This window comes from Streptomyces sp. NPDC056503 (genome assembly GCF_042794995.1).
Taxonomy (GTDB): domain Bacteria; phylum Actinomycetota; class Actinomycetes; order Streptomycetales; family Streptomycetaceae; genus Streptomyces.
Genome location: NZ_JBHTST010000023.1, coordinates 4,202 through 17,355, shown reverse-complemented (window position 1 = coordinate 17,355; position 13,154 = coordinate 4,202). Strand labels below are relative to the sequence as shown.

The following is a 13,154-nucleotide window of genomic DNA, read 5'->3' as shown; positions in this document are numbered from 1 at the left end:
CGGTGCTATTTCCGGATGACCGGACGCGGACGTGCCCGTACCGGCCCGGCGGGAGGCCGGACCGGTACGGGTCGGGGGTGCGCGCGGCGGCTCAGCGGACCGGCAGCGGCGGCTTCACCGGTACGTCGACCGGCAGCGGCGGCGCCTCGACCGGCGGGTCGACCGGCAGCTGCGGGGCCTCGACCGGCGGGTCCACCGGCAGCTCCGGTGCCTCGACCGGCGGGTCGACGGGCAGCTCCGGCGCCTCGACCGGCAGCGCGGGCAGCGCGGGCAGGCCGGCCAGGTCCGGGGCGGGCAGTCCGCTGCCGAGCACGGTGGCGACGGCGAGGTTGACCAGGGAGGTCAGCGTGGCCGTGACCTGCGGGACGACTCCGCCGGCGTCCCCGGAGGTGACGGCGGCGAGCAGCCCGGCGACGGCCTTCTCGACGGTGGCGAGCGCGTCGTCCACCAGATCGGCGGGCGCGGCCTCGGCGGCCTTGGCCCCGGCCGCGACGGGCAGGGTCACGGGCGGCTTCACGGGCAGCCCGGCCGGGGTCTCGACCGCCGGCGGGGTCACCGGGGCCTCCACGGCGGGCGGCGTCACCGGGGTCTCGACCGCCGGCGGGGCGACCGGCGCCTCCACGGCGGGCGGGGTGACCGGGGTGTCGACGGCGGGCGGGGTGACCGGCAGCTCCGGGGTGGCCGGGGTCTCCGGCAGCGGGGCGGGGACGGTCTCCTTGGCCTGGTCGACGGCGGCCTGGATCTTGCCCTTCAGGGCCTCGGCGTCGGCCGCGGGGATCTGGCCGTCGTCGGCCTTGAGGGCCGCCGCGACCAGTGCGGTCACGGGGGTCGTCACCCCGCCGACGTCCGCGAGGGCCTTGGTCTGGGTCAGCAGGGCGGCGGCGTCGGGGAGCGGGGCATGAGCGGCCGGGTCGGCCGCGCGGGACGGGTGGTGTTCGTCGGCGAAGGCGGGTCCCGCCGTGCCGAGGGTGAGGGCGGCGGATATCGCCAGGGCGGTGAGACGGCGTGAAGCCAGGGGACGCATATGTGTTCCTTTTCCTTATGCGTCGGACAACTGCTCTCTCACCGTGCCTGCGGATATAGCCCTCCGCAACCGAGGAACTACGGAGCGCCACGTCCCCGTTCGAGTGAATCCGCCCTCCGACCTGCCCCCCGAAGGGGCGTACGCCGTTGCACCGGACGGCGCACGGGGGTGCGTCCGAACGAGTACCGACCCAGTGGCCGCAAGGAAAAAGCCGGTGCGCCCGCCCCGAGGGGGGCGCACCGGCTTCGGAAGGACCGATCCGAGGTGCGAGATCAGGCGTTGACGCAGGCGTTGCCGAAGGCCGGGTTCAGCGCGCCGATGACGCTCACGGTGTTGCCGCAGACGTTGACCGGCACGTGGACCGGGACCTGGACGACGTTGCCGGAGCCGACGCCGGGGGACTTCACGGCGGCACCCTCGGCGAGGGAGTCGGCGGCGGCGGCACCGGCGGCACCGGCGACCGCGGCGGCGGCACCCACGGTCAGGACAACGGCCTTGGCGATACGGGACATGGAGAAGTTCTCCTCGATCGATTTCCGACTCGGACTGCGCGGACTGTTCGGCCCGGCTCCCTCAACAACGCACCGGATTTCCTTCGGTTGCTCTCCCGAACGGGTGACGTTCAACCGATCTTTGGGTTGCGGGAGGGCCATTCGAGCGACGGGCCGGAGAAAGGCGCAACACGCTCAACGAGGAACCTGCCGCCCGGATACGGGAGTTAGCGTTTCCGAGCATCTAATGCTTACTATCGCTCCGCGCCGGGGTTATAACGTTCCCGAACGTTGCTTCCGGGCCCGCCGCGCGTTCACCCATTTCGTGCGGACACCTCCCCCTCCCCCGGTCTTCACGGGTCTTCCCTTCCTTCTCTCATCAAAGCGGAGAACCTGTATGCGGAATTCAGCGGTTCTTGCTGTGCGTCGCAGCGTGTTGTGCGCCTTGTCGTGCGCGGTTCTGTCGGCCGCGCCGCCGCTCGCCTCCGCCGCCGCGCCGCCCGCGCCCGGGGAGGCGGCCCGGGTCCCCTTCGCCGCGCGCTACCAGGCCGAGCTGCACGGCGGGATCGTGCGCGCCGCCAACGCCTCGGCGAAGGGCGTCGAGGGCACCGAGACCTCCAACGACGGGGCCGCGATCGGCTACGTCGACGTGGACGACGACCCCCACACGTACAACTCCAGCCGCGCCGAGCTGCGCGTGCCGGCCGGGGCCCGGGTCGCCTGGGCCCGGCTGTACTGGGGCGGCAACCTGCGGGTGGGTGAGCAGAAGCCGCCCGAGGACAACGGGCGGGTGCTGGTCGCCGAGCCCGGCGGTCGGTACAAGGCGGTCCTCGCCGACACCCTGGTCGGCCACCGCACCGCCGACGGCGCCGACGCCTTCCAGGCCTCCGCCGACGTCACCGACCTGGTCCGCTGGACCGAGCCCGGGCAGTGGACGGTCGCCCAGGTGAACGTCGCCATGGGCCGCAGCGCGGTGGGCGGCTGGGGCGGCTGGACGCTGGTCGCCGCGTACGAGAAGGACGAGGAGCCGCTGCGCCGGCTGAGCGTCTGGGACGGCTTCGAGACGGTCGGTCCGCGCTCCGGCGAGCTGCGTGTCACGCTCGACGGCCACCGTTATCCGAAGGACACCGAGGGGCGGCTCGGAGTGATCGCCTATGACGGCGACCGGGGAACTTCCGGGGATTACCTCCAGGTGCGGACGGGCCGTCAGAAGGCGACCATGATCGGCGATTCCGCCAATTCCGTGAACGACGTCCTGAACTCCAGCATCACCGAATTCGGCAAGGCCGGGACCACACGCTTCCCCGCCGCCGGGAACACCCTGGGGTACGACTCCGACGTCTTCGATCTGCGGGGGGCGCTGCGCAACGGAGCCGACCGTGTCCACGTCCGGCTCGGCAGCCGCGAGGACACCGTCTGGCTCGGCGCGCTCTTCCTGCAGGCGGACGTACGGCGCTGACGTGCGGGCCCCGATCGAGACGGACCCCGGGTCCGTCACCGTCCTGCACGCGGTCCAGCCCGGCGACGGCGGGGTCGCCCGGGTCGTCGTCGACCTGGTGCGCGCCCAGCGCGCGGCCGGGCTGCGGCCCGTCACCGCCTGCCCGCCCGGCACCGCGCTCGCCGCGGAACTGCGCGCCGAGGGTGCCGAGGTCCACGACTGGCGGGCCGGCCGCGACCCCGGTCCCGCGCTGCTCCGGGAGACCCGCGAGCTGGCCCGGGTGGTCCGTGCCGTGCGGCCCGGGCTCGTCCACGCGCACTCGGCGAAGGCCGGGCTCTGCGCCCGGCTCGCGGTGCGCGGGCGGATCCCGACCGTGTACCAGCCGCACGCCTGGTCCTTCGAGGCCGTGACCGGCACCACCGCCGAACTCGCGCGCCGCTGGGAGCGGTTCGGCGCCCGCTGGGCCGACCGGATCCTGTGCGTGAGCGCGGCGGAGCGGCGTACCGGCGAGGAGGCCGGGGTCGACGCGGCCTGGTCGGTGGTGCACAACGGCGTGGACGTGGCGCGGTTCGCGACCGACGGGCCCGCCGGGAACCCGGCGCCGACCGTGGTGTGCGTGGGCCGGCTCTGCCGGCAGAAGGGCCAGGACGTGCTGCTCGCCGCCTGGCCCGCGGTCCTCGCCGAGGTGCCGGCCGCCCGGCTGGTGCTGGTCGGCGACGGGCCGGACGGGGACCGGCTGCGGGCCGCCGCCGGTCCTTCGGTCCGGTTCACCGGCGCGGTCGGCGACACCGCCCCCTGGTACCGGGCGGCGGACGTCGTCGTGCTGCCGTCCCGCTGGGAGGGCATGGCGCTGGCGCCCCTGGAGGCGATGGCGGCGGGCCGGCCGGTCGTCGTCGCCGACGTCGACGGGGCCCGCGAGAGCCTGCCGCCCGGCCACGAAGCCACGTGCCTGGTCCCGTCGGAGGACCCGGCCGCCCTCGCCGCCGCTCTCGGCCGCCTCCTCGGCCGGCCGGAGTTGCGGCACCGCCTGGGCCGCGAGGCCCACGAGCACGTCCTCAGCAGTTTCGATGTGCGGCGCACCGGCGCGGCCGTCGCGGAGATCTACCGCGAGCTGGCCGGAGTGCGGGGCACCGAGCACAGAGAGCCGATTGCGCAGTGACCACGGAAAGTACCAGCGTTCCCTCTTCACCCGGCCCGTGGCCGGTCGCGGGTCCGGCCTTCGGGTCGGCCTCGCTCGCCCCCCGTCGGCGGATCTCCGGCCGGCTCGCGCTGCCGCGCCACCGGGCGGCCGTGCGGCCGGTTCCCGGGGCGCCCGCGCTGCGGGCCCTCGACTGCCTGGCCGTGCTCGCCGGCGCCGCGCTGCTCGGCCCGGCGCACCAGGACCCGCGGCTGCTGCTGCCGGTCGTGGCGCTGCTGCTCCTGCTGGACGGGCGCGGGGGGCTGTACCGGCCGCCGGCGCACGTGCGGCTGCTCGACGAGCTGCCGGCGCTGGCCTCGCGGGCCGGGGTGGTGTGGTGCGTGGCGGCGGCGGGGGCCGCGGCCTGGTCGCCGGAGCTCGCGATCGGACCGCTGCGGCTGTGCGGGGCGTACCTCGCGCACGTCGGGGTCGCGGCCCTGCTGCGTGCGGCGCTGCTCGCGCGCGGGCGGCGGATCGCCCGGGAGCGGCCGCGGTCGGCGCTGGTCGTGGGCCCGCCGGCGGCGGCCCGCCGGTTCGCGGCGGCGGCCGGGCAGCACCCCGAGTACGGGATGCGGCCGGTCGGGATCGTGGGGCTGCCGGACGGGACGGTCGGTGAGCAGCGGCCGCTGGAGCCGGGGCTGCCGGTGCTGACGACGGCGGAGGAGATCCGCCGGGCGGTCATCCAGAACACGGTCCGCGAGGCGGTGTTCCTCTCCGACGAGCCGGAGCTGGTGACCCTCTTCCAGCACTACGGCTGCACGACCTGGCGGGTCGGCGGGGAGCGGCGCGAGGGACCGATGGGCGAGCACGTGTGGGGGTACGCCCGTCGCCGGCTGGTGCCGGCGACGGAGCGGCGCGGGGTGCTGGCCAAGCGGGCCCTGGACATCGCGCTCGCCGGTCCGGCGCTGGCCTTCGCGCTGCCGGTGCTCGCGGTGTGCGCGCTGGCGGTGCGGCTCTCGGACGGGCCGGGGGTGCTGTTCCGGCAGGAACGGGTGGGCCAGCACGGGCGGCACTTCACGCTGCTGAAGTTCCGTACGCTCCGGCCGACGGACGAGACGGAGTCGGCGACCCGGTGGAACGTGGCCGGGGACCGGCGGATGAGCGCGGCCGGCGGCTTCCTGCGGAAGTCCTCGCTGGACGAGCTGCCGCAGCTGTGGAACGTGCTCCGCGGCGATATGAGCCTGGTCGGTCCGCGTCCCGAACGCCCCTACTTCGTGGCCCAGTTCAGCAAGATCCACGCGGGATACGCGACCCGTCACCGGATGCCGGTCGGGCTGACCGGTCTGGCGCAGGTGCACGGGCTGCGCGGCGACACCTCGATCGAGGACCGCTGCCGCTTCGACAACCACTACATCGACCACTGGTCGCTCTGGCAGGACGTCTGCATCCTCGTCCGCACGGCGGCCGGGCTCGTGCGACCGACGGGGAGCTGAGGATGGCCACGGCCGTGACGACGGTGCCGGCCCTCGCGGGGGCGCCGGGCTTCCGGGACGGGCTCCGCAGGGCCGGGGCGCTCTCCCCGGTCCTCGCGGTGATCGCGCTGCTCCTGGTGCCGGGCGGCGGTGGGGCGCAGGGCGGGACGGGCGGCACCGGCACGGTCGCCGACGCGGCTTCGGGGCTGCTGGTCCTGATCTGTCTCGTACGGCTCCTGCGCGGCGGCGCGCGGCCGCTGACCCGGACGGCGGCGGTGGTCCTCGGGCTTCCGGTGTTCGGGATCTGCCTGGCCGCGGTCACCTCCGGCGACCCGGCGTCGAGCCTGCCGGGCGTCGCCCGCTACGTGCAGGTCTTCGTGCTGGTCCCGGCGGCGGTGCTGCTGACGATCCGGGACCGGCGGGACTTCGCGGTGGTGGCGTGGGGGCTCGTGGCACTGGCGCTGCTCCAGGGCGCGGTCGGCGTCGGGCAGTACCTGACGGGGACGGGCGCCTCGTACCAGGGCGAGGACATCCGGGCGGTCGGCACCTTCGGGGCGACCGACGTGATGGGCATGGCGACGGTGGTCGCGTACGGGCTGGTCGTCGTCACCGGGATCGCGCTCGGCTCTCCGGCCGGGCGGACGCGGACCGCCGCGCTGGTCTGCGTCGGGCTGCTCGTGGTCCCGCTGCTGCTCTCCTTCAGCCGGGGGGCGTGGATCGCGACCGTGCTGGCCTGCGGGATCCAGCTGCTGCTCGGCGGGGTGCGGCGGGCGGCGCGGGTGACGCTGGCGGTGGGCGCGCTCGCGGTGGTCCTCGTCGGCGGCTTCGGGCTGGGTTCGGAGATGGTGAAGGAGCGCGTCACCAGCATCACGCGGGTGACGGCGGCGCCGGACCAGTCGGTGACGGACCGGTACACGATGTGGGCGGCGGCCGGGCGGATGTGGCGCTCCGAGCCGCTGACCGGCGTCGGGCTGAAGGGCTTCCCCCACTACCGGGACTCGAACGCCTCGGTGGCGCTCTCCGCCGGCAGCGACACGGCCGGCGCGGGCGCGGGCTTCCGGAAGCAGCCGCTGCTCTCCCCGCACAACATGTACCTGCTGGTCCTCAGCGAGCAGGGCCTGATCGGGCTGCTGGCGCTCGCCGGGAGCTGGCTGGCGCTGCTCGTGGGCGCGCTGCGGCGGCGCCGGACGGGCGCGGAGTGCGCGCTGGTGGCGGGCGGGCTGCTCGCCTGGCAGCTGATCGACTTCTTCTACGCGGACATCGGCGGCCCGTCGACGGTGCTGATGTCGGTGGTCCTCGGCCTCGCCGCCTGGTGGGCGCTGGCGCCCGACCCCGAGGCCCCGCTGGAGGTGCGCGGTGCGTGACCCGTGGGCCGGTCCGCCGGATCCCACGGACGCGTACGTCGCGCCCCCGGGCCCCGGCGGCCCCACCCTCCCGCCGTGCCCACCGCGCGGCGAACCCCTGACCGACCCCTGGTCCCCCCTGCCCCCGGGCGCCACGGACTCCCCGTGCGCGCCGGGGGCCGCCGTGCTGCCGGGGGGCGGTGCCGGCTCGCCGCCGGCCGGTCTCTCCGGGGCGCGGCGGGTCGCCGTCCACCGCCCGGCGGGGCACGCTCCCCCCTCCGACGTGTGGGCGCCCGCGCCGGTCGCCACGGTCGCCTCCCCTCCGCCTCCCGCGCCCGTCGCCTCCCCCGCCCCCAGGACCGGGCGGCGGGCGCACGCGCGGGCGAAGGTGCGGCGGGCGGGCGGTCAGGGGCGGGGGTTCCTCGCCAAGGCGGCGGCCGTGACGGCGGCGCTCACGGCCGTGGGGGCGGTGCTCGGGCTCGTACGGGACCAGATCCTCGCCGGGTACTTCGGCGCGGGCGCGGAGACGGACGCCTTCCTGGTGGCGTGGACGGTGCCGGAGTTCGCGTCGACGCTGCTCATCGAGGACGCGATGGCGCTGATCCTGGTGCCGGCGTTCTCCCGTGCGCTGGCCCGGCGTTCGGGGTCGCTCTTCGGGGATCCCGTACGGGACCTGGTGCGGGGGACGCTGCCCCGGCTCACCCTCGGGGTCGCGGTCGTCTCCGCCGTCCTGGTCGCGGCCGCGCCGGCGGTCGTCTCGCTGCTCGCGCCGGGGCTCTCCGACCCCGGGCTGGCGGTGGACTGCACCCGGCTCACCGCGACCTGTGTGCTCACCTTCGCGCTGGTCGGCTACTGCTCGGCGGCGCTGCGGGCGCACCACGTCTTCCTGCCGCCGGCCGCGATCTACGTGGCGTACAACGTCGGCATCATCGGCACGATGGTGCTCCTGCGCGAGCCGTGGGGGGTGCGGTCGGCGGCCGCCGGGGTCGCGGTCGGCGGCGTGTTCATGGTGCTGGTGCAGGCGCCGGCGCTGGTGCGGGAGCTGCGGACGCGGCCGGTGCCCTCGCGGGAGCCGGAGGCACCGGCGCCGGGGTTCGCCGGGGACGGGCGGCTCGTGGTGTTCGGGCTGATCGCGCCGGTGGTCGTCTTCTCGCTGATCCGGCAGTCGCAGACGCTGATCGAGCGGTTCCTCGCGGCGCCGCTGCCGTCCGGCGCGATCTCGCACCTGAACTACGCGCAGAAGATCGCGCAGATGCCGATGATCCTCTCGCTGATGCTGTGCACGGTCAGCTTCCCGGTGGTCGCGCGGGCGCTGGCCGCGGGTGATCCCGAGGGGGCCCGGCGGCGGGTCGAGCGGGACCTGCTGCTGGCGGCCGTGGTGGTCCTGGTGGGCGCCTCCGTGGTGATCGCCGCCGCCCCGAGGATCGTCGAACTGCTTTTCCAGCGGGGCGAGTTCGACCGGTCCGACACGGTCGCCACCGCCGCCGTCATGCGGGTCTACGCGCTCGGGCTGCTCGGCCAGACCATGGTCGGCGCCCTCGTCCGCTGCTACTTCTCCGCCGCCCGGCCCCTCTGGTACCCGGCCGCCGCGATGGCCGCCGGGCTCGCCGCCACCGCCGCCGCCGGAGTGCCCGGTGCCGCCGCCTGGGGCGCCGTCGGCATCGCCGCCGCCAACGCGCTCGGCATCACCCTGACCGCCGTACTGCTGCTGCGCGGCGCCCACCGGCAGACCGTCCCGGTCCGGCCCGACCGGCTCGGCGAGGGCCTGCTGCGGCTCGCCACGGCCGGCGCCTGGGCGACCGGCGCCGGCTGGCTCTGCTCGATGGCGATCGGCCCGCCGCTGCTCTCCCTCGCAGTCGTGTGCCTCGTCGTCGCCGGCGTCTTCCTGACCTTCATCGCCTGCGCCGCCAGGGCGCCGGAGATCCCTCCCCTCCCCCACACCTCCACCCGACGCCGAAGGACCGCCCATGCCCGCCCCCGCCGTGCTGCGCCGTCTGCTGCCGAAGCCACCCCTGTGGGCGAAGCCGCCCCTGTGGGTGGCGATGTACCACTCGATCACGGACACCGCTGACGATCCGTACCGCGTGACCGTCTCCCCGGTGCGCTTCGCCCGCCAGCTCCACTGGCTCGGCGACCGGGGGCTGCGCGGGGTGTCGGTGCGGGAGCTTCTCGCCGCGACCGCCGAGGGCCGCGCGAAGGGCCTCGTCGGCCTCACCTTCGACGACGGCTACGCCGACTTCCTCGACTCGGCGCTGCCGCTGCTGCGCCGCCACGGCTTCACGGCCACGGTCTACGTCCTGCCGGGCCGGCTCGGCGGCGTCAACGACTGGGACGCCCAGGGCCCGCGCAAGCCGCTGCTCACCGAGGAGGGCATCGAGCGGATCGCCGGCGCCGGCATGGAGATCGGCTCGCACGGCCTGACGCACCGCCGGCTCACGGAGGCCGACGACGCCACCCTCGCCGAGGAGACCCGGTGCTCCCGGACCCTCCTGGAGGAGATCACCGGCGGCCCCGTGGACGGCTTCTGCTACCCGTACGGGGCGGTCGACCCGCGTGTGGTCCGCGCCGTGCGCAAGGCCGGGTACGGCTACGCCTGCGCCATCGACCCCGGCCCGCTGACCGGCGCCCACGCCCTGCCCCGCGTCCACATCGGCGAGGACGACACCTCGTGGCGGCTCACCGCGAAGCGGGCCCTGCACCCGCTGCGCCGCCGCCACCCCGCCGAACTGGTCCCGGCCCGCACCGGCCCGGCCGCGGCGGTGCTCGGATGAGCCGGCTGAAGGTGCTGCACGTCATCACGGGGCTCGGCATCGGCGGAGCCGAGCAGCAGCTGCGGCTGCTGCTGCGCCACCTCCCCGTGCAGGGCCGGGTGGTGACGCTCACCAACCCCGGCCCGGTCGCGCAGGGCATCGAGGCCGACGGGACCCCGGTCACCCATCTGGGCATGACCGGGAACCGGGACCTCGGCGCGCTGCCCCGGCTCGCCCGGCTGGTCCGCGAGGGCGGCTACGACCTCGTCCACACCCATCTGTACCGGGCCTGCGTCTACGGCCGGCTCGCCGCCCGGCTCGGCGGGGTCCGCCGGGTCATCGCCACCGAGCACTCGCTCGGCGCCTCGCAGATCGAGGGCCGCCCCCTGTCGGCGGGCACCCGCGCGCTCTACCTGGCCTCGGAGCGGCTCGGCACCTCCACCGTCGCCGTCTCGGCCAGCGTGGCCCGCCGCCTCGCCGACTGGGGGGTGGCGCCGGAGCGGATCGAGGTGGTGCCGAACGGCATCGAGACCGGCCGCTTCGCCTTCGTCCCCCGCGCCCGCCGGCTCACCCGGGGCGTCCTCGGCATCCCCGAGGACGCGTTCGTGGTCGGCGGGGTCGGGCGGCTCGCCCCGGGGAAGCGGTTCGACCGGCTGATCCGGGCCGTGGCCTCGGTGCCGGAGGCCCGGCTCCTCCTCGTCGGCGACGGCGAGCGGCGCGAGGAGCTGCGCGCGGTGGCCGACGCGTGCGGCGCCGCCGACCGGGTGCTGTTCTTCGGCGCCTGCGAGGACCCGCCGGCGGACGGGCCCGCCGGCCCGATGCTGCCCGAACTCCTCGCCGCCATGGACGTCTTCGTCTCCACCTCGACCGACGAGACCTTCGGACTCGCCGCCGTCGAGGCGCTCGCCGCCGGACTGCCCGTGCTGTACGTGGCGTGCCCGGCGATCGAGGACCTGCCGGCCGACGCGGCGCCCGGCGCCCGCCGGATCGGCGAGTCCGTGCCCGAACTGGTCGGCGCCCTGCGCGAGCTGCGGGCCGCGCACGGCCCCCGGCCCGTACGCCTGCCCGCCCCGGCCGCCGCCCGCCGCTACGACATCGCGAGCAGCGCCGACCGGCTGATGACCCTCTACGACCAGGCCGTCCACGGCCGCCCCGGCCCGTGAACACCTCCCCCCGAAGCCCCCTGCCCGTCCCAGCGAGAGAGCCCGTCATGACCACCACCCCATCCCGCGCCGTCCGCATGCCCGCCCGACTGCGCTCCCCCGGACGCTGGGCGGTGCTGCCCGCCGCCGTGGTCGCCGGGGCCGCCCTCGGCGGCGGCTACGGGGCGCTGAAGACCCCCGAGTACGCGGCGACCAGCTACGTGATCGTCGTGCCCGGCGAGAAGTCCGACCCGGCGGCGGCGCTCGGCTTCGCCCAGGCGTACGGCCGGGTCGCCACCGACATCGCGGTCACCGGCGACGCCCAGGTGTGGGCGGGCGTCACCGCGGCCACCCTCCGCGAGAGCGTGCGGGCGGAGACCTCCCCGGACGCGCCGATGATCTCCATCACCGCCCGGGCCCCGAAGGCCTCGAAGGCGGTGTCGATCGCCGACGGGGTGGCCCGCTCGCTCGTCCTCAACTCCTCGCACGTGGCCGGCAGCACGGGCGTGAAGGTCGTCCAGTTCTCCCGCGCGACCAAGCCGACGGCCCCCGTGTCGCCGTCCGCGCCGCTCTCCGCGCTGGTCGGCGCCTGTGCCGGCGGGCTGCTCGGCGGGCTCGCGCTGCTCGTCCGCCCCCAGCGGACGGCCGGACGCGCCGAGGGCCGCCACTCCCGCCCGGCCGCGACCACGGGTGCCGCGGTGCCCGCGCCCGCCTCCCACCAGCCGGAACCGGAGGCGGTGTGACCCCGGGAAGAGCACTGAGGACCGAGATCTGCCGTGACACGGAGGAGTTCGGGCGGCTGGCGGCCGAGTGGACGGCGCTGTACGGGCGCTGCTCCTCCGCCACCCCGTTCCAGTCCCACTCCTGGCTGCACTCCTGGTGGCTGTCGTACGGACGTCCCGGCGCGCTGCGGGTGGTGCTCGTACGGGACGGGGTCGGCGCGCTCGTGGCGGCGGCGCCCCTGATGCGGGCGCGCGGGCCGCTGCCGGTGCTGACCCAGCTCGGCGGCGCCATCACCGACTTCACCGACGTCCTCCTCGACGACGAGCGTCCCGAGGCGGCCGCCGCGCTGGCCGAGGCCGTCGCCCGGGCCGCCCGGGGCGCGGTCGTCGACCTGCGGGAGGTGCGGCCCGGCGCCGCCGCCGAACGCGTCTTCGCCCGGTGGCGCGGCCCCCGCCGCCGGCTCCCCGACTCGCTCTGCCTGGAACTGCCGGCCGTCCCCATGGAGGGCCTGCTCGAACGGATCCCGTCCGGGAAGGCCCAGCGGGTCCGGGCCAAGCTGCGCAAGCTCGACGCGCTCGGCATCGACGCGCACGTGGTGACCGCCCCCGACGTGCCGGCCGCCCTCGACCGGCTCCTGACCCTCCATCGACTCCAGTGGCGGGGCCGCGGGGTCACCGCCGAGCACACCAGCGAGCGGTTCGCCCAGCACCTGACGCGGGCGGTGCGGCCCATGGTGGAGCGCGGCGACGCGATGGTCACCGAGTTCCGGCTCGGCGGCGACGTGGTCGCCGCCGACCTCACCCTGATGTCCCCCCGCCTCGCCGGCGGCTACCTCTACGGCGCCGACCCGGTCCTGCGGGAGCGCAAGGTCGACGTCGCCGCGATGCTGCTGCGGCACGGGGCGGGCGAGACCAGCGCGGGCGGCCGGGCCACCCTGAGCATGCTGCGGGGCAGCGAACCGTACAAGCACCACTGGCGGCCGGAGCCGGTCCGCAACCGGCGACTGCTCCTCACCGGCCGCGGTACGGCCCCGCTGCTGTGGCTCCACGCGGGCGCGGCGGACGCGCGGCGCTGGGCGGCCCGGCAGGCGCGGGAGCGGGCCTGGGCCGGCCGGCTCCTCGCCCGCCTCCCCGGCCGCGCGCCCGCGTCCGTGCCGGGCGGCTGACCGTCAGAACGGCCAGACCCCGTTCAGGGCCCCCTTCCAGTCGAGATCGAGGTCGAGGCCGAGGCCGGGCTTCAGCTCGTCCTTCCACCCGGTCTCCTTGGGCACGCACACCGGCCCACCGATCCAGCTCTCCACCCAGTCCCCGAGCTCGACCTTCCAACAGTCGGGCTTGGGCTCGGGCTTGGGTTCGGGCTTGGGCTCGGGCTTGGGCTCGGGCTTCGGTTCCGGCTTCGGCTCAGGCTTCGGTTCCGGCTTGGGCTCGGGCTTGGGCTCGGGCTTCGGTTCCGGCTTCGGCTCGGGCTTGGGCTCAGGCTTCGGTTCCGGCTTCGGCTCAGGCTTCGGCTCGGGCTTCGGCTCAGGCTTCGGTTCCGGCTTGGGCTCAGGCTTCGGCTCGGGCTTCGGCTCAGGCTTCGGCTCGGGCTTCGGCTCAGGCTTCGGTTCCGGCTTGGGCTCAGGCTTCGGCTCGGGCTTCGGCTCAGGCTTCGGCTC

11 protein-coding genes and 1 pseudogene are annotated in these 13,154 nt (G+C 76.0%); 9 read left to right on the top strand and 3 right to left on the bottom strand.

The features are described from left to right. Positions 1 to 91 precede the first annotated feature (91 nt). Positions 92 to 1,024 (bottom strand): hypothetical protein, encoded by a 933-nt coding sequence (locus ACFQ8C_RS09765; RefSeq protein ID WP_383454131.1) that lies wholly within the window; start codon positions 1,022 to 1,024, stop codon positions 92 to 94. A 272-nt stretch (positions 1,025 to 1,296) separates the two neighbouring features. Further along, positions 1,297 to 1,536 (bottom strand): chaplin, encoded by a 240-nt coding sequence (locus ACFQ8C_RS09760; protein ID WP_383454128.1) that lies wholly within the window; start codon positions 1,534 to 1,536, stop codon positions 1,297 to 1,299. 376 nt (positions 1,537 to 1,912) lie between these two features. On the opposite strand from ACFQ8C_RS09760, the gene ACFQ8C_RS09755 reads away from it, so the two are divergent. From ACFQ8C_RS09755 to ACFQ8C_RS09715, 9 genes are all read left to right on the top strand, one after another. Beyond that, entirely contained in the window at positions 1,913 to 2,974 is a 1,062-nt protein-coding gene (locus ACFQ8C_RS09755; RefSeq protein WP_383454126.1) for a DUF3344 domain-containing protein, read from the top strand. Position 2,975: 1 nt separating this feature from the next. Then, positions 2,976 to 4,112, top strand: coding sequence for a glycosyltransferase (locus ACFQ8C_RS09750; RefSeq protein ID WP_383454124.1), 1,137 nt, complete (start codon positions 2,976 to 2,978; stop codon positions 4,110 to 4,112). Beyond that, positions 4,109 to 5,563 (top strand): exopolysaccharide biosynthesis polyprenyl glycosylphosphotransferase, encoded by a 1,455-nt coding sequence (locus tag ACFQ8C_RS09745; RefSeq protein WP_383454122.1) that lies wholly within the window; start codon positions 4,109 to 4,111, stop codon positions 5,561 to 5,563. The genes ACFQ8C_RS09750 and ACFQ8C_RS09745 overlap by 4 nt, the downstream gene beginning before the upstream one ends. Positions 5,564 to 5,565: 2 nt before the next feature. Beyond that, positions 5,566 to 6,906, top strand: a complete 1,341-nt coding sequence (locus ACFQ8C_RS09740) for an O-antigen ligase family protein (protein ID WP_383454119.1) — start codon at positions 5,566 to 5,568, stop codon at positions 6,904 to 6,906. A gap of 367 nt (positions 6,907 to 7,273) precedes the next feature. Next, positions 7,274 to 8,956, top strand: coding sequence for a lipid II flippase MurJ (locus tag ACFQ8C_RS09735; protein ID WP_383454278.1), 1,683 nt, complete (start codon positions 7,274 to 7,276; stop codon positions 8,954 to 8,956). After that, positions 8,853 to 9,656 carry a polysaccharide deacetylase family protein gene (locus tag ACFQ8C_RS09730; RefSeq protein ID WP_383454116.1) on the top strand — a complete coding sequence of 268 codons (804 nt, stop codon included), beginning with the start codon at positions 8,853 to 8,855 and terminating at the stop codon, positions 9,654 to 9,656. Before ACFQ8C_RS09735 ends, ACFQ8C_RS09730 begins: the two co-directional genes overlap by 104 nt. After that, positions 9,653 to 10,798: a glycosyltransferase gene (locus tag ACFQ8C_RS09725; RefSeq protein WP_383454113.1), complete on the top strand. Its 1,146-nt coding sequence runs from the start codon at positions 9,653 to 9,655 to the stop codon at positions 10,796 to 10,798. Before ACFQ8C_RS09730 ends, ACFQ8C_RS09725 begins: the two co-directional genes overlap by 4 nt. A 47-nt stretch (positions 10,799 to 10,845) precedes the next feature. Beyond that, positions 10,846 to 11,520, top strand: a complete 675-nt coding sequence (locus ACFQ8C_RS09720) for a lipopolysaccharide biosynthesis protein (RefSeq protein WP_383454110.1) — start codon at positions 10,846 to 10,848, stop codon at positions 11,518 to 11,520. Beyond that, positions 11,517 to 12,665: a GNAT family N-acetyltransferase gene (locus tag ACFQ8C_RS09715; protein WP_383454107.1), complete on the top strand. Its 1,149-nt coding sequence runs from the start codon at positions 11,517 to 11,519 to the stop codon at positions 12,663 to 12,665. The genes ACFQ8C_RS09720 and ACFQ8C_RS09715 overlap by 4 nt, the downstream gene beginning before the upstream one ends. Before the next feature lie 3 nt (positions 12,666 to 12,668). On the opposite strand, the pseudogene ACFQ8C_RS09710 reads toward ACFQ8C_RS09715, so the two are convergent. Then, positions 12,669 to 13,154: pseudogene (locus ACFQ8C_RS09710) on the bottom strand (hypothetical protein); the annotation flags it as partial.